Below are 15,690 nucleotides of genomic sequence, written 5' to 3'. Positions count from 1 at the left end.
TATTACTACATACGCGCACATGATAGAAAAAAAACGAACAGACCTGTGCTTACAGATCTGTTCGTTAGATTGAACAATAAAACTTATGAGGATCCCGCTTCTCGCTGAAGCTTGTTTAAATACGCCTGATCCTGTTTGGACAATTCCAGCTTGTCTAACAACTCCGGGCGACGCTCCCATGTCCGCTTAAGCGCTTGTTCCCGACGCCACACGTCAATATTCGCATGATGACCGCTCAGCAAAATATCCGGCACTTTCCAGCCGCGAAATTCAGCCGGACGTGTATAGTGCGGATATTCCAGCAGGCCTGTACTAAATGAATCCGTCACCGCTGAGGTTTCATTGCCAAGCACACCCGGCAGCAATCGGACCACAGAGTCGATGACAACCATCGCCGGCAGCTCTCCGCCGGTAAGCACGTAATCCCCGACGGATAACTCATCGGTAACAAGAAACTCGCGAATGCGTTCATCATAACCCTCGTAATGCCCGCATATAAACACCAGATGGTCTTCCTGAGACAACTCTTCCGCCTTTTTCTGCGTAAAGGTCTCTCCTTGCGGACACATCAGAATGACACGCGGAGGCTTGGCTGTTCCGGCGATATCCGCTGAAATCTCACCGGAAGGATTAGCCCCATCCTCATGATTTGAAATCGCATCCGCATCAAAAGCTAGGATATCCTCCACCGCAGCAAAAATCGGGTCCGGCTTTAACACCATTCCCCCTCCGCCGCCATAAGGAGTATCATCGACCTGACCATGCTTGTTCCCGGCATATTGGCGAAAGTTGATAGCATTCAAGTTCACAATTTGTTTTTCGGCCGCTTTCCCCAAAATACTCGAATGAAACACACCATCAAACATCTCGGGGAACAGCGTCAGCACATCAATCCGCATGAACTATAACAACCCTTCCATGAGATGCACGCGGACAAGCTTCGATTCCTTGTCTACATCAAGTACGACATCCGGTATGGCCGGAAGGAGAATTTCTTTTCCCTGAGGCGTTTTGACAACCCATACATCGTTAGCGCCTGGCGTCAAAATTTCGGAGATCGTGCCGAGCTCCTCGGCCGGGTCTTCATCGGTCATCACCTTGCAGCCAATGATCTCATGGAAATAGTACTCGTTCTCCGGAAGCTCCTCCTGAAGATCCGCTGGAATCTTCAACAGCGAGCCCTTATATTTTTCGGCATCATTAATGCCATGCAGCTCCTTGAATTTAAGGATATACATGTTTTTATGAAAACGGGATGTATCCACCGTTACTTCTACCTTGCTCCCTTTGTCCGGGACAATATACAACTGGCTCTTTGGAGCAAATCGCTGATCGGCAAAATCCGTATGCGGCATGACTTTAACTTCCCCGCGGATGCCGTGCGTATTCACGATTTTCCCTACGGTAAACAACTTTTCAGACATGGTCTTCCTCCTGCATCACTTAATGAACGTTCTCGCTGGTATGACCGGCTGATTTCTTCAGCATGTACGAAAAAGGGCTAGGACATGCATCCTAACCCCCTTTCGTATATTTTAAGAAATGATATCAACGGTCACCCGTTTATCCATTTTAACCGCCGCCGATGTTACGACTGTACGCAATGATTTGGCGATACGCCCTTGTTTGCCTATGACCTTCCCGACATCGTCAGGATGCACGTACAGCTCATATACAATCAAGTGCTCCTTCTCAACGGTCTTCACAGTCACATCTTCTGGATGATCCACTAAAGCCTTAGCAATAACGCGAACTAATTCTTCCATAGATAACCCTCGCGATCAGTCTTATTTCTGATGCTTCAGCTCATGAAATTTCTTCATTACGCCCGCTTTGCTAAGCAAGTTGCGAACCGTGTCAGATGCTTGCGCACCATTTTGAAGCCAGTTCAGTGCTTTCTCTTCATCGATTTTAACTTCAGCCGGTTGAGCAACCGGATTGTAATAACCGATTTCCTCGATAAAACGACCGTCACGTGGGGAACGGGAATCAGAAACCACCACGCGGTAGAAAGGAGCCTTGTGAGCACCCATGCGTTTCAGACGAATACGTACTGCCATTTGAAAATTCACCTCCTTCAAAAAATGTCCATTCGATATATCCGAGACTTAACGGAATGGAAACTTCATGCCTTTTCCGCCAGTCAAGCCTTTCAGCTGTTTCATCGCTTTGTTCTTGCCGCCTTTAGGACCCATCATATCCGAGAACTGTTTCATCACGCGGCGCATTTCGTCAAACTGCTTGATGAGCCGGTTCACTTCAGCCAGCGAGGTTCCGCTGCCTGCCGCAATCCGTTTACGGCGGTTGTGATTGATAATGTCAGGCTGCTGCTTCTCCGCCGTTGTCATGGAGTGGACGATAGCCTCGATGCGTCCCATCTGCTTCTCGTCAACCTTGAGATCCTTGGCTTGCTTCATCTTGCCCATGCCGGGAATCATATCCATCAGCTGGTCCAGAGGACCGAGCTTCTTGACCTGGTCCATCTGCTCCAGGAAATCCTCGAACGTAAATTCGGCATTACGCATTTTACGTTCCATTTCCTTGGCCTTGTCTGCATCAATGTTCGATTGTGCTTTCTCGATAAGAGACAGCATATCGCCCATTCCGAGAATCCGCGATGCCATCCGTTCCGGATGGAACGGCTCCAGCGCATCAATCTTCTCGCCAAGCGCCGCGAATTTGATCGGACATCCGGTAACCGCCTTAACCGAGAGGGCGGCACCGCCTCGAGTATCCCCGTCCAGCTTCGTGAGCACGACACCCGTCAGCGTCAATTGCTGGTTGAAGCTTTCCGCGACATTCACCGCATCCTGACCCGTCATCGCGTCAACGACAAGCAGGACTTCATCAGGATTCACAACGCTGTGAATCTGCTTCAATTCTTCCATCAGCTCTTCATCGACATGAAGACGGCCGGCGGTATCGATAATGACATAATCGTGACCATTATCTTTGGCATGCTGTAGACCCTGCTTCGCGATTTCGACCGGGCTTGTCTTGTCTCCTAAAGAGAATACCGGCACGTTGATCTGATCACCGAGTACTTCGAGCTGCTTGATCGCAGCAGGACGATAAATATCGCCGGCAACGAGCAGCGGTCGGCTGTTCTGCTTCTGAAGCAGCTTGGCCAGCTTGCCCGAAGTCGTTGTCTTACCGGCACCTTGCAAACCGGCCATCATAATGACCGTTGGCGGCTTATTGCTCTTCGCCAGTTTGGCTTGGCTTCCTCCCATCAACTCCGTCAGTTCTTTATTCACGATGTCAATGATCACCATGCCGGGCGTAAAGCTGTCCATCACTTCCTTGCCGATGGCCTTCTCTTTTACTTTGGATACGAAATCCTTAACCACTTTGAAGTTAACGTCGGCTTCTAGAAGCGCGAGTCTGACTTCACGCATGGCGGCTGTTACATCTTCTTCGGACACCTTGCCTTTACCACGAAGCTTGCTGAACACATTCTGTAGTCTGCTGGTCAATCCTTCAAACGCCATATCCGCCACCTCCGTTCATACTTAATCCCATACTTTTAAACGTTCAACCATATCGGTTATTGCATGCTTATCATGTTCCCCCAGGTCGCTACTCTCCACCATTTCCCGAAACTTATCCAGCTCCCGGATGCGCGTTTCATGCTTGCTCAGGAGCCCCAGCTTCTCTTCATAGGACTCGAGCACCTGTTCTGCGCGCTTAATATGTTCATAGACGGCCTGGCGACTAATCTCAAATTCACCAGCGATTTCTCCGAGGGAAAAATCGTCATGGAAATAATATTTCAAAAAGGTCTGCTGTTTCTCTGTCAGCAGCTGCTCATAGAAATCGAACAGCAAATTGATCCGGTTCGTCTTCTCGAGCCGATTCTCCTGACTCATTTAAGGGCACCCCCCTCGTCAAGGAAAAACACTTTACAGTTCGCTTAACGAACCTTATCATACAAAAAACAAAGAAGGATGTCAAGCCATTTCCCTTGTCATCCTTCTTCATGTGCAGGAAGCCTTCTTCCTACCCGTTCAACCGATCGGAAGAAGGTAAATCAATATCGCAAAAAAGTGGAGAATCGAACCTGCCAGCACAAACAAATGCCAGATGGCATGATGGTAAGGAAAGCCCCGCCATACATAGAATATGGTGCCCAGCGTGTACAGCACGCCACCAATGGCAAGCAAATTCATGCCTTGCGGCGCTACAACCGCCGTTAACGGATTCCAGGCAATGACGATCAGCCAGCCCATCGCAATGTAAAATATCGTGGAGAGGAACAGAAACTTCTTGACGAAGAATGCTTTAAATACGACGCCGAAGAGCGCAATGCCCCATACGATCCCGAAAAGACTCCAGCCCAGCGTTCCCCGGACGGCAACCAGCAGGAATGGCGTATACGTCCCTGCGATGAACAAGTAAATGGAGGAGTGGTCCATAAACTCAAAGAAATCCTTGGCTTTCCCGTCTCTCAAGCCGTGTACGAGCGTTGAGCTCAAATACAGCAGGAGCATCGTCGATCCGTAGATCGTGAAGCTCACCACATGCCAGGCTGTGCCTTTCAAACTTGAAAATACGATTAGGAGCACGAGTGCAGCAACGCTTAGTGCCGCTCCTATGCCATGCGTTATTGCATTCGCTATCTCTTCTCTGCGTGGATAAGTGTAAGTATTGGCCATAACAGGTATCCTTTCGCTTGAAATCTTATAGAGGTTGTTCAAAAAGTCCGCTTTTGATCACGAAGCGAATCAGGAAGCAGCTCGGCATCGAATCTTGAATTCAGCCGGGCCTTCCGGTGCTCAAGTACCCAAAACGTACGCTCCGCTCCTCAGTCCCTAGCTTCATCCAACCTTCTCGGTGCTGAAAACCTGACTTTTTGAACCCGACTTATACTTCATTATACGCCCTGCGGGCATGCAAAATCAAAGCCGCCCCCTAGATCAGCCCCCCTGCAATTGGAAAAATTGCTGAATGGCGCTGACGATTTGGCGGGACGCAGTGCCGTCGCCAAACGGATTATGGGCTTTTGACATGCTGCGGTACGCTTCCTTATCCGTCAGCAGCTGCTCTATTCCTGCCTGAACCGCTTCACACTTCGTGCCGACGCATTTTAGGGTACCGGCCGTGACTCCTTCCGGGCGTTCGGTTTTATCCCTCAGTACCAGAACCGGCTTCCCTAGCGACGGCGCTTCCTCCTGTATGCCGCCGGAGTCCGTCAAAACCAGATAGGAACGCTGCATGATATGATGCAGATCTACCACATCGAGCGGTTCGGTCAAGTGGATTCGCTCGTGCCCCTCAAGCACTTGCGCGACCGCCTCCTGCAGCACGGGGTTTGGATGGACCGGATATATCACTTCAATGTCAGGGTGCTTTCGGATCACCCGCTTCACCGCCTCAAATACCCCTTTCATCGGTTCTCCCCAATTCTCCCTGCGATGCATGGTCATCAGTATTAATCGGCTATTTTTCCGTAACTTGCTCTGTATCGGATGCTCAAAAGGAGCCTGAAGCGTCCACTTCATCGCATCGATTCCCGTGTTTCCCGTTACATATACGTGAGCCGAACGGTTCTCGGCTTTGAGATTTGCTGCGGACAGCGCCGTCGGGGCAAAGTGCATATCAGCCACCCTGCCGATCCACTCGCGGTTCATCTCCTCTGGAAACGGCGCGTACTTATCATACGTCCGCAGCCCTGCTTCCACATGTCCCACCGGAATCTTCGCGTAATACGCTGCCAAAGCACCGATGAATGCTGTCGTTGTATCCCCGTGGACCAGCACAAGATCATATGTTCTCGCTTGGAATACCTTCTCCATCCCTTTTAGCAGGTCAGCGCTCAGACTGTATAAGGATTGCCCTTCCTTCATGATATTCAGATCCGTTTGCGTCTGGATTCCAAAAAAACGAAGCACCTGATCCAGCATCTCACGATGCTGTGCGGTTACGCATACGATTGGAGTTAAACCCGGGGCTGACTCCAATTCCTTGACCAAAGGTGCCATTTTGATCGCTTCCGGACGCGTTCCGAATATAACAAGAACATTTTTCTGTTTCACGAACCTTCACTCCCCCTCGTTTTATATGAAAAGATAGATCTGAAACCTCATATCTTAAGCATTATATGGCAAGTTGATAGATTCGTTCCGGTCAGTTGCATCCTTGTAGAAATCAACCATTTTTCGGCCTTTCGGCTCATTCGTCCAATTCTATGAAGCTAGCAATGCATATATTATCCCGAGTACAAAAGAAAGGAGGAAACCTCTTGGCTGTTATCATTTATCCGAGAACGATGAACTGGTCGTATATGAAACAGAGACCGCAGCAGCTTATGACTCAATTGGGGGCGCTTGGTCATCAGGTTTTCTTCGAAAACCTGGCACCGCTGGATAAGGAGTTCAAAGAAGTGGAACCGAATGTGTTCCTATTCACAGATACCAAAACATTTCTGCACAAAAAACTGCCTGCCCTTCGCAAAGAACATCCGATTGTCGTCTGGACGACGTGGTCTAAACTCCGGACGCGCATTTCCACTCTCTTTAAGCCCGACATTACGATCTACGACTGCTGCGATGAATTTCCGCATTGGGCTAAGTATGAACCCAAAATGATTGACGAGGCGGACCATGTTGTATGTACCGCAGAGGTGATTCACACCCGGTTATCCTTGGCGTATCCGGATAAACCGCTTACCTTGATCCCGAATGGCGCTGACTCTTCATTTTTTCATATTCCATTCAGTGAAAGACCCGCCGATCTCCCTCCGGGTCCTGTTGTTGCTTATATCGGTGCTTGGGCGTATTGGGTAGATCATGAACTGTTCGCCAAAGCGGCCACTCAATTTCCAAACGTCCAATTCGTTTCCATTGGAGCTCCTTATGGCAGCTCAGGCGATTATTCGAAGCTTCCCAATGTGCATATTCTCGGGGAAAAGCCGCACCAGGAGCTCAAGCGTTATCTCGCTCACATTGACGTGGCATTGATCCCCTTCCAATACCATCCGATTACGCTGGCAACCAATCCAGTCAAAGCATACGAGTATCTGGCTTCCGGTGTTCGCGTATTGTCAACGGCTCTGCCGGAATGCATTGCCATGGAGCCGCATGTTACCACGGCGACAACCCATGATGATTTCTTGGGCAAGCTGGCCTCCATGCTCCATCACCCGGATACAGCAGAGCATAAGCTGGCCCGCATTGCCTACGCCAGAGAGAATCGCTGGGTTGAACGCGGATTGAAAGCCGATCAAGTGATTCGACAGGTCATCCTGGACAAAGGCATGAACACCCTTTGAAATCCTATGCCATACTCCGTACGCAGCCATTCGGCTATAGAGCCAGCGATACGTTAGCCTATCGTGAACAAATCATTCAGGAAGTTTCACAAATTGACCGTGAGTGGATTCTATGGGGCGGTAACATCTCTTTTTTTCATAAAAGCGCACAGACTTTCATTCCAATGCCAGCTCATATTCCAGATCGTGTTGTCTGTATTTGTATGAACGGCGCCCCACTCTATTGGAGAAAAGCCTGGCTGCTTGCCGCCCTCACCCGCTGGAACGACAGGCTTCCTGCTGCCAGATTTCTGCCTTATGATCTGCTGCCCGCCGATCCAAGCCTTACGATGCATCTAAACCCATCGCAAAGCCCTCCGTTTCAAAAGGATCTGGAGTATATTCTCCCTGTTCTGTCTGCAACAAGGATGCGAGAGAAAACCGCCAGCTCCACAGGGACTTTGTCCCCTGATATCCCTCAGCAACCTGTCGTCTCCATTCTGATGAGCATTCATAATATGAAGGACACTTTAGGCTGGAGCATCCGTTCCGTGTTGGCACAATCAAGCGATAACTGGGAGCTGTTAATAGGCGATGACGGCTCTGAGGACGATAGCTTGGAGGAAGCCTGCGCTTATACTGACAGCAGAATTCGGGTTCTGTCCCAATCGCGTAACCGCGGAAAAGCAATCATGATGAATCGCCTGCTTTTTGAAGCAAAGGGTCGATATATTCTGGAATTGGATGGAGATGACTGGCTGGTTCCCGATGCCACCGCACTCCTGGCCGAAGCGCTTGACAAGAATCCGGACGGCAGGATCGCCACAGGCTGGTATGGGTGCTGGGAACGAACCCGGCAGCTCGGTCCTCTATGGAGAAGAAACGTTGATTCGGGCAAGCTTTATTCGGCATGGTCTGCTTCCTTAAATCGAACGAATCAGCAGGGCCACCCGCTCGTCCCCCGTATGTATCGAAAGTCATCCCTAATCGCCATTGGCGGTTGGTGGAATCGGGAGGATCGTCTCGGACGTATCTTCGAAGATATCGATGTCACCGCCAGGCTTCTTAAGCACAGCTCGCCGGTTCAAGTCGATGCCCTCTTGTATCATCGCGTCATTTATGGCAGCAGTACCAGCCAACGTAACCGCAGCCTCTTCGAAGCCTGGAATCAGCAAACACACAAGAGCTAGACAGCGCTCGAAAAGGAGGTGATACGTACATGCATATTGCCGCTTCCGGGTACTATGGAATGGGAAACTTCGGTGATGATTTATTTCTTCATACCCTTCGCCAAGTATTCCACGATCATCACGTCTATCCCTGGAACGCCCGCTTGGACCCCCATCAGACGGATGCCTTCATCATCGGCGGTGGCGATTTAATTACACCCTACTCGTTCAATTCATATTACTTCCCTCCGCAGCTCAAAGGACAGCCTACCTGGGTCTACGGTGTCGGCATCGTGGATGCCTACCCGGAACACACTTGGCCGGAGGAGCAGGTATCCGCCTACCGGGAGATGATCTCCAAGGCAAACCGCGCGGTGTTCCGGGATGAACGATCGTCGGCCATCGCCAAACGGGCAGGCTTCCATCGAAACGTCGAAACAGCCCCTGACATGGTATTTGGCTATCGTCAGCCCGATATCCCGGTGAAACGTTTCTCTAAGCGTCCAACGATTGGCGTCGTTGTATTTTCCTATGAATCATTTCCGATGGACAACATGACCAAACTGCTGGGACATCTTATTGCAAAAGGCTATCATGCCGTCCTGATCCCGGTCATTCATCATCCGGGCAATGCGTACTCCGATTACAACACATGTCTGCAATTGCAGCAAAAGGTAAAGGAGTCTACACCCGGCGCTTCCATTGAGACGCTGCCGTTCCTTATGGATATTGAGCTCACTTACCGTTTCATTCAATCTGTCGACTATTTAATATCGTTCAAGCTTCACCCGTCGCTAGCCGCTTTACGCGGCGGCAAGCCTGTACTGGCGCTCAGCACCATGAGCAAAGTGCATAGCCTGCTGAGCTCTTTTCATCTCGGCCAGTACTTTACGGATTATCGTCAGCCGCTTGATGTTCTGGTCGATAAAACCGAAACCTTCCTTAAATACGGCCCTGGTCATGTGCAGCAGGTTATGCCAATGATCCGCGCAGCGGAGGAAGAAAGCACTGCCTCGCTTCGGGGTTTAAAGAAGCATATCGAAGAGCACAACCGTTGGTAATACAGAAAGGAGAATGACTATGTGTTGCTTCCTGTTCTGCAGAAGACTTGCAAGGCGAGTCAAGGTGTTAACGCGGCAGGTCGAACTTCTAAGCCAGGAAACCAGTCAATTAACTGAGCGCGTAGAGTCGCTGGAGAATCAGGTCCTCACGGGTTTAACGATTAATCCGGAGCTGGTTCAATTTTTCGAAGTCCGCACCGGCCAAAAGGTACGGGTCAGCACAACCTTTGTCACGTTGGAAGGGGTCGTTTTGGCTACTGCTGAAGATGGTGTTCAGCTCCGTGAAGCATCGGGTGACCTCGTGCTGATTCCGTTCGCCAATATTACTTCCGTTCAGTAATTCCTGCGGATGATACTGGATGTCAGCTTCAAACTTTCATTACGGCAAGGAGGTTAACCGATATGCGCTACGTGGATTGGCTGCAAGGATTTATCGGCTCGGAAACCGAAGTAACGGTGTCGGGAGATGTGATCATTGGCACGCTGACCGAAGTGGGCGAAGGAACCATCACCTTAAAAGTACCGCCCATCATCTACGGTCCTCCTACAGATACTGCCCTTATCCCGCTTCGTTCGATTGAATTCGTTCGGATCGTCTCTTCATAAAAAAACTTGTGCCCGTAGATCGAGCCGAACATGAAAAAGGACCGAAAGCATATCTTTCGGTCCTTTTGTATACATATTCGACTAGACCCGTTCTAGTCTTGTTGTTCTACGGCATTCTCTTCTTCCTTAATCAAACCCGCAAAGAGGGCATGAACAAACTGCTCCGAGTCAAAGGTCTGGAGATCACCCATTTTCTCTCCCAAGCCTACCAGCTTCACCGGAAGATTCAACTCTTGACGAATCGCGATCACGATGCCGCCCTTAGCCGTACCATCCAGCTTGGTTAATACGAGGCCGGTCACGCCGCTCTTCTCCCCGAACAGCTTCGCCTGGCTCAGTGCATTCTGTCCTGTCGTCGCATCAAGGACCATCAGCACCTCATGCGGGGCACTCGGGATTTCGCGTTGAATGACGCGGAAGATTTTATTCAGCTCTTCCATCAGATTGGTTTTGTTCTGAAGGCGTCCTGCCGTATCGCAGAGCAGAACATCCGCTTGCCGCTGCTTGGCTGCTTGAACCGCATCGAACATGACGGCTGCCGGGTCTGAGCCGGGCTGCTGTTTAATGACTTCAACGCCAACCCGTTCTCCCCATACTTCCAGCTGTTCGATTGCACCCGCACGGAACGTGTCGCCCGCTGCAAGCAAAACCTTCTTGCCCTCCTGCTTGTAACGATGCGCCAGCTTGCCAATCGTAGTTGTTTTACCGACTCCGTTAACGCCGACAAACAGAATGACCGTAATTCCATCCGGATTCTCCCGCAGCTCATTGCTGCTGTCATCACGAAGGAGTCCCATCAGCTTCTCTGACAATACCGGCTGCAGATCGGCAGCGTCCTCAATCCGCCGTTTCTTCACTTCGGCACGAAGATCGTCCATCAGATCCATGACGGTATTGACGCCGACGTCAGCGCCAATCAAAATCTCTTCCAATTCCTCGTAAAATTCTTCATCGATCTTTTTACGGCGAATCACCAGGTCCGACACTTTCTCGATAAATCCCTTCCGGGTTTTCTCGAGTCCGTCGCGGAACTGTTTTGTTACGTTTTCCGTTTTGCTGGAAATGCTCTCTTTTAACTTCTTAAAAAAGCTCATACGTACCCTCCATGTCGTTATGTTAAATTAGGCAATCTCCGCTTCCTCATTCTCAAGCTTGACGGACACCAGCTTCGACACGCCGCCTTCTTCCATCGTGACGCCGTACAGCACATCCGCCTCTTCCATCGTTCCTTTGCGGTGGGTGACCACAATAAACTGCGTTTGTTCGGAGAACTCCCGCAGATACTGGGCAAATCGGACTACGTTCGCTTCATCAAGCGCCGCTTCGACCTCATCCAGTACGCAGAACGGAACCGGCTTCACCTGCAAAATGGCAAACAGCAGCGCCATAGCGGTTAATGCACGTTCTCCACCGGAGAGCAGCTGCAGATTTTGCAGCTTCTTGCCAGGAGGCTGAGCAACGATATCTATCCCCGTCTCAAGCAATCGATCCGGATCGATCAGGACCAGGTCGGCTCGTCCGCCTCCGAACAACTTCGTAAATACCGTGCCGAACTCGCGCCGGATTGCATCGAATGTCAGCTTGAAGCGCTTGGACATTTCATCGTCCATTTCCTTAATGACCTGATACAGCGTTGTCTTCGCTTCAACCAAATCCGCCTTTTGCTCACTCAGGAACAGATATCTCTCATTGACGCGCTGGTACTCTTCAATGGCCCCCAGATTCACATCTCCCAGGGAAGTTATCGACCTCTTCAAATCACGCACTTCGTTCTGAGCGGCCGTGATGTCTTCCGGAATCGGATACCGCTGCTTGGCAAGCTCATAACTCAGCTCATAGTCCTCGCTTAATTTCTTCAATATATTCTCAAGCTCAACATCGAGCCGGTTTACTCCAATCTCGGTCTGGCGAAGCTGATCATCCACGGCCCGCAGCTGCGTGCGCTGCTCCTTGGTTTCGCTCTCTTCCAGCTCCAGCTTCCGACTTAGCGCGGTGCGTGCAGCCCGTTTGAATTCCAGCTGCTGCGTCGCCTCTTCCTTCTTCAGCTTGTACTGGTTCAGATCCTCGATCTGCTTCACGCTTTCGCTTTCGTTCTGATTCAGGTCGGCTTGAACGGAGGCCAGCATCGTGCGGTTCTGTTTCTGTTCCTTCTCGTGGTTGTCTACATCCGACTGAAGGCGCTTGAGCTGCTCCTCCAGCGAGAAGGTTTCCTGATCCAGCTTTCCTTCGCGAACCTTGAGGTTTGTCAGCTGACTCTGAAGCTCTTCCTTCGCCGATTCATTGGCTTTCCGGGCAAACTCTGCAGCTTGAATGGCCAGATGGGTCGATTTCTCTTCCTCCTCCAGCTCAGACAACAGCTTCTGGGCGCGTTCACGGCTTTGCTGAATTTCTTTGGCTTCCTTCTCTTGACTGCTCTTCTCTTCGCCTGCCAGCTCGGCTTGTTCGAGGACGTGGCGCAGCTCATGCTCAAGCTGCTTGCGGTCCCCTGCAGCCTGCTGTTCCTCAATCCGCTTGTCGTCTCCGGCTTTGCGGAGCTCGTCCAGCTTATCCTGAGATTCAATCATTTGATTCCGGACGCCTTCAATGCCCTGCTGCAGCTTCTCCAGCTGCTTCTCGGTTTCCGAAATTTCCTGATCGAGCTGCTCCAGCTGCCGCTTGCGCCCCAGCAGGCTGTTCGTTTTCTTATGCTGACTGCCGCCTGTCATGGAGCCGCCTGCATTGACCACGTCTCCCTCAAGCGTAACCACGCGGAAGCGATAGGAGAATCTGGCAGCAATCTTGTTCGCTTGCTCCAGGGTCTCGGCGATAACGACATTGCCCAGAAGACTGCCGACGATGTTACTGTATCTCGAGTCGTACTGGACCAGCTCGGAGCCAAAGCCTACAAACCCGGCTTCCCCTTCTGCCAAGTGACGGTCCGAAGCGGATACATTCCGTGGACGAATGACGTCCAAAGGCAGAAATGTCGCCCGTCCTAACTGGCGCTGCTTCAGGAAGGCAATCGCCTGCCTGGATACGGATTCGTTCTCCATGACGATATGCTGAACCGATGCGCCAAGAGCGGTCTCCATGGCAAGCTCCAGCTTTTCCGGCACGCGAATTAGCTCGGCCACCGCACCATGGACCCCGTGGAGCACGGATTTTCGGGATGCCTTCAGTACTTCCTTAACACCCAGCATAAATCCGTCAAAGTCATCTTGAAGCTCTTTCATGGTATCGCGGCGGGAAATTTGCGCTTCCCGCTTCTGCTCCCATTTCCGAAGCGCTCCCTGCGTCTCTTCCTGCAATTTCTGCAGGGATTGATATCGCTCACTCTCGCTGATATAACCGCTGCGGAGGTCTGCAATCTCTTTCCCGAATCGTTCAATACTCCGATCGATGCTCTCTTTGCGGCGGAGCAAATCCTCTTTCAGGGCTTCCCATTTACCGGACTCCTCTTGCGCCCGATTCATTCGACGGTCCAGCGCTTCCTGCTGCTGGTCGGCGTACCGGATTTCATTCCGGGCTTGAGCCATTTGGTTCATAAGCTCCAGTAAATTCCCCTTCAAGCTCTCTTCCTGCTGCTGGCTGATTCCGCCGGTTACGCCAACCAGCTTCGCTTCTTCCGCTGACAGCTGGTCCCGCACCTGGGTTAATTCCTGCTGGAGCTCCTGCAGCTTGCTCTTCATGCTCGCAAGCTCGCCTACGCGCTCTCCCAAACGATGATCGCCTGATTGCAAACTGTCTTCCAGCTGCTCGCGCGTACGTTCCAGGTTGCGGCGGCGTTCCTTGAGCACCTCGCCATAGCCTTCGCTTTTCTCAAATAGCTCGCTGAATTGAAGCAGCTGGCTCTGCAGATCCTCAACTTCCTGCTCCAGCTGGCGCAGCGCCGATCGGTCACTCTCCAGCTTGGCATCGTGCGCGGATACAACCGTGGACAAGGCGAGCTGCTCTTCCTTCAGCTGCTCCAGCTTGGCATTGGCCTCGCTCCATGAGGTATGTATCTGTTCGATCTGATACACATACAGAGAAATTTCCTTGTGCTTCAGCTCTTCCCGAAGCTCCTTGTAGCGAATGGCCTTCTCGGACTGCTCTTTCAGCGGTCCGATCTGATCTTCAAGCTCTGTGACCAAGTCGTGGATACGAAGCAGGTTTTGCTCCGTTTCATCCAGCTTGCGCACAGACTCTTTTTTACGAGATTTATATTTAACGATCCCGGACGCTTCCTCAAATATCCCCCGGCGATCTTCTGAACGTGTACTCAAAATTTCCTCAATGCGGCCTTGTCCAATGATGGAATAGGCTTCTTTACCGATTCCGGTGTCCATGAACAGCTCCGTAATATCCTTCAGCCGGCACGATTGCCGATTAATGAAATACTCGCTGTCCCCGCTCCGGTGCACCCGTCTGGTTACAGTCACTTCATTAAAATCCAGCGGCAATACATGATCCTCGTTATCCAGCGTAAGGGAGACTTCTCCATAATTAACCGCTTTGCGCGCATCGCTCCCGGCAAAGATAATATCCTCCATCTTGCCGCCGCGAAGCGATTTGGCGCTTTGCTCGCCAAGCACCCAGCGGATTCCATCGGAAATGTTACTCTTACCGCTGCCATTCGGACCTACAACGGCTGTAATTCCCCGGACAAATTCCATCTCCGTCTTGTCGGCAAACGATTTAAATCCTGCTAACTCGATCCGTTTCAAAAACATATTCGACCTATCACCTCTCCTGCTATTGTACCATAAGTAGAATCGGCTTCACCGCCGTCTTTGGACGAGGTCCATCTACATTGTAAGCAGCTGTCCCTTTACAAAAGACAGACAACGAAAAGAGCAAAAAACAGTCATCCTATCCGGGTCCGGTTATCCGCTTGACTGCTCTTTGCTCTTTGTTTGTCATCACATCAGCGAAGCTTTAGGCATCCGCACGTTTCAGCTGCTTTAAGGCTACTGCCGCTGCCTGCTGCTCGGCTTCTTTCTTGGATCTGCCGCTTCCGCGTCCAAGACATTCGCTTCCCATGTATACCTCCGAGACAAACTCCCGCTCATGTGCCGGTCCTCGCTCTTCTACGATACGATATTCCAGTGCGCCCATGCCGTGATGCTGGGTCAGTTCCTGAAGCTCGGTCTTATAATCGCTCATCTGCGGACGACCGTTGACGGTCACCGTGGGAAAGACATGGTCGCTCAAAAACCGGCGAACCGCTTCCAATCCCTGATCCAGATAAAGCGCCCCCACAAATGACTCAAATACGTCTGCCAGAAGAGCCGGGCGGGTTCGACCGCCCGTCATTTCCTCTCCTTTGCCTAGCAGAACGTAACGACCAAAGTCCAGACCTACAGCGAATTGCACCAGGGAGGGCTCACATACGATAGCAGCCCGCAGCTTGGTTAACTCGCCTTCCGGACGGTCCGGAAAAAGGTTGTATAAGAATTCACTCACCGTCAGCTCCAGAACAGCATCTCCTAGAAATTCAAGACGCTCGTTGTCCTGGCTCTGACTGAAGCGATGTTCGTTTACATAAGATGCGTGGGTAAAGGCCTGCTTCAGCAGCATTGCATTGCGAAACTGGATTTGAAGTTTATGCTGTAACTGCTTCAGATCTCCACTCAACACACTGTCC

16 protein-coding genes are annotated in these 15,690 nt (G+C 51.1%); 5 read left to right on the top strand and 11 right to left on the bottom strand.

The features are described 5' to 3' along the window. Positions 1–83 precede the first annotated feature (83 nt). The 8 genes from trmD to wecB all read right to left on the bottom strand — a co-directional run bounded on the left by trmD (position 84) and on the right by wecB (position 6,035). Positions 84–899 (bottom strand): tRNA (guanosine(37)-N1)-methyltransferase TrmD, encoded by an 816-nt coding sequence (trmD, locus tag ACETK5_RS06565; RefSeq protein WP_326118787.1) that lies wholly within the window; start codon positions 897–899, stop codon positions 84–86. A gap of 3 nt (positions 900–902) precedes the next feature. After that, positions 903–1,424: a ribosome maturation factor RimM gene (gene rimM / locus ACETK5_RS06560; RefSeq protein WP_127594326.1), complete on the bottom strand. Its 522-nt coding sequence runs from the start codon at positions 1,422–1,424 to the stop codon at positions 903–905. Positions 1,425–1,535: 111 nt separating this feature from the next. After that, on the bottom strand, positions 1,536–1,766 hold the full coding sequence (locus tag ACETK5_RS06555; protein ID WP_006211360.1) for a KH domain-containing protein: 231 nt from the start codon (positions 1,764–1,766) through the stop codon (positions 1,536–1,538). A gap of 21 nt (positions 1,767–1,787) precedes the next feature. Beyond that, positions 1,788–2,060, bottom strand: a complete 273-nt coding sequence (gene rpsP, locus ACETK5_RS06550; protein WP_006211361.1) for a 30S ribosomal protein S16 — start codon at positions 2,058–2,060, stop codon at positions 1,788–1,790. A 48-nt stretch (positions 2,061–2,108) separates the two neighbouring features. Further along, positions 2,109–3,491 (bottom strand): signal recognition particle protein, encoded by a 1,383-nt coding sequence (gene ffh / locus ACETK5_RS06545; protein WP_076325017.1) that lies wholly within the window; start codon positions 3,489–3,491, stop codon positions 2,109–2,111. 21 nt (positions 3,492–3,512) lie between these two features. Continuing rightward, entirely contained in the window at positions 3,513–3,869 is a 357-nt protein-coding gene (locus tag ACETK5_RS06540) for a putative DNA-binding protein (RefSeq protein ID WP_100538166.1), read from the bottom strand. A gap of 138 nt (positions 3,870–4,007) precedes the next feature. Next, the gene (gene trhA, locus ACETK5_RS06535; protein WP_326114083.1) at positions 4,008–4,655 is read right to left on the bottom strand and encodes a PAQR family membrane homeostasis protein TrhA; all 648 of its coding nucleotides are present in this window, start codon (positions 4,653–4,655) and stop codon (positions 4,008–4,010) included. A 261-nt stretch (positions 4,656–4,916) separates the two neighbouring features. Further along, positions 4,917–6,035, bottom strand: coding sequence for a non-hydrolyzing UDP-N-acetylglucosamine 2-epimerase (gene wecB, locus ACETK5_RS06530; RefSeq protein WP_326114082.1), 1,119 nt, complete (start codon positions 6,033–6,035; stop codon positions 4,917–4,919). Positions 6,036–6,241: 206 nt separating this feature from the next. Here wecB and ACETK5_RS06525 point away from each other — a divergent pair, with 206 nt between their 5' ends. From ACETK5_RS06525 to ACETK5_RS06505, 5 genes are all read left to right on the top strand, one after another. Continuing rightward, complete coding sequence (locus ACETK5_RS06525; RefSeq protein ID WP_326114081.1) at positions 6,242–7,270, top strand: glycosyltransferase family protein; 1,029 nt, start codon at positions 6,242–6,244, stop codon at positions 7,268–7,270. Between the two features lie 203 nt (positions 7,271–7,473). Continuing rightward, positions 7,474–8,439 (top strand): glycosyltransferase family 2 protein, encoded by a 966-nt coding sequence (locus ACETK5_RS06520; RefSeq protein ID WP_394054723.1) that lies wholly within the window; start codon positions 7,474–7,476, stop codon positions 8,437–8,439. Positions 8,440–8,468: 29 nt separating this feature from the next. Continuing rightward, a complete protein-coding gene (locus ACETK5_RS06515; RefSeq protein WP_326114079.1) occupies positions 8,469–9,479 on the top strand; it encodes a polysaccharide pyruvyl transferase family protein in 1,011 nt (336 codons plus the stop codon). 64 nt (positions 9,480–9,543) lie between these two features. Next, positions 9,544–9,819, top strand: coding sequence for a hypothetical protein (locus ACETK5_RS06510; protein ID WP_243390771.1), 276 nt, complete (start codon positions 9,544–9,546; stop codon positions 9,817–9,819). Positions 9,820–9,881: 62 nt separating this feature from the next. Next, positions 9,882–10,085: a hypothetical protein gene (locus ACETK5_RS06505; protein WP_100538172.1), complete on the top strand. Its 204-nt coding sequence runs from the start codon at positions 9,882–9,884 to the stop codon at positions 10,083–10,085. Between the two features lie 92 nt (positions 10,086–10,177). Here ACETK5_RS06505 and ftsY read toward each other — a convergent pair whose 3' ends face one another. From ftsY to rnc, 3 genes are all read right to left on the bottom strand, one after another. Beyond that, positions 10,178–11,179, bottom strand: coding sequence for a signal recognition particle-docking protein FtsY (gene ftsY, locus ACETK5_RS06500; RefSeq protein ID WP_098747111.1), 1,002 nt, complete (start codon positions 11,177–11,179; stop codon positions 10,178–10,180). A gap of 27 nt (positions 11,180–11,206) precedes the next feature. Further along, on the bottom strand, positions 11,207–14,776 hold the full coding sequence (gene smc, locus ACETK5_RS06495; RefSeq protein ID WP_100538173.1) for a chromosome segregation protein SMC: 3,570 nt from the start codon (positions 14,774–14,776) through the stop codon (positions 11,207–11,209). Positions 14,777–14,981: 205 nt separating this feature from the next. After that, on the bottom strand, positions 14,982–15,680 hold the full coding sequence (rnc, locus tag ACETK5_RS06490) for a ribonuclease III (protein WP_071220044.1): 699 nt from the start codon (positions 15,678–15,680) through the stop codon (positions 14,982–14,984). Positions 15,681–15,690 lie beyond the last annotated feature (10 nt).

It is taken from the genome of Paenibacillus ilasis (assembly GCF_043195395.1).
GTDB lineage: Bacteria > Bacillota > Bacilli > Paenibacillales > Paenibacillaceae > Paenibacillus_AQ > Paenibacillus_AQ lautus.
Note: the sequence above shows the minus strand (reverse complement) of the source record. Positions and strands in the feature narration are given on the sequence as shown.

Bases quoted from the DNA above. Each gene is read 5' to 3' on its own strand.
- trmD (WP_326118787.1), bottom strand. From the start codon at position 899: ATGCGGATTGATGTGCTGACGCTGTTCCCCGAGATGTTTGATGGTGTG.
- rimM (WP_127594326.1), bottom strand. From the start codon at position 1,424: ATGTCTGAAAAGTTGTTTACCGTAGGGAAAATCGTGAATACGCACGGC.
- ACETK5_RS06555 (WP_006211360.1), bottom strand. From the start codon at position 1,766: ATGGAAGAATTAGTTCGCGTTATTGCTAAGGCTTTAGTGGATCATCCA.
- rpsP (WP_006211361.1), bottom strand. From the start codon at position 2,060: ATGGCAGTACGTATTCGTCTGAAACGCATGGGTGCTCACAAGGCTCCT.
- ffh (WP_076325017.1), bottom strand. From the start codon at position 3,491: ATGGCGTTTGAAGGATTGACCAGCAGACTACAGAATGTGTTCAGCAAG.
- ACETK5_RS06540 (WP_100538166.1), bottom strand. From the start codon at position 3,869: ATGAGTCAGGAGAATCGGCTCGAGAAGACGAACCGGATCAATTTGCTG.
- trhA (WP_326114083.1), bottom strand. From the start codon at position 4,655: ATGGCCAATACTTACACTTATCCACGCAGAGAAGAGATAGCGAATGCA.
- ACETK5_RS06520 (WP_394054723.1), top strand. From the start codon at position 7,474: ATGAACGGCGCCCCACTCTATTGGAGAAAAGCCTGGCTGCTTGCCGCC.
- ACETK5_RS06515 (WP_326114079.1), top strand. From the start codon at position 8,469: ATGCATATTGCCGCTTCCGGGTACTATGGAATGGGAAACTTCGGTGAT.
- ACETK5_RS06505 (WP_100538172.1), top strand. From the start codon at position 9,882: ATGCGCTACGTGGATTGGCTGCAAGGATTTATCGGCTCGGAAACCGAA.
- ftsY (WP_098747111.1), bottom strand. From the start codon at position 11,179: ATGAGCTTTTTTAAGAAGTTAAAAGAGAGCATTTCCAGCAAAACGGAA.
- smc (WP_100538173.1), bottom strand. From the start codon at position 14,776: ATGTTTTTGAAACGGATCGAGTTAGCAGGATTTAAATCGTTTGCCGAC.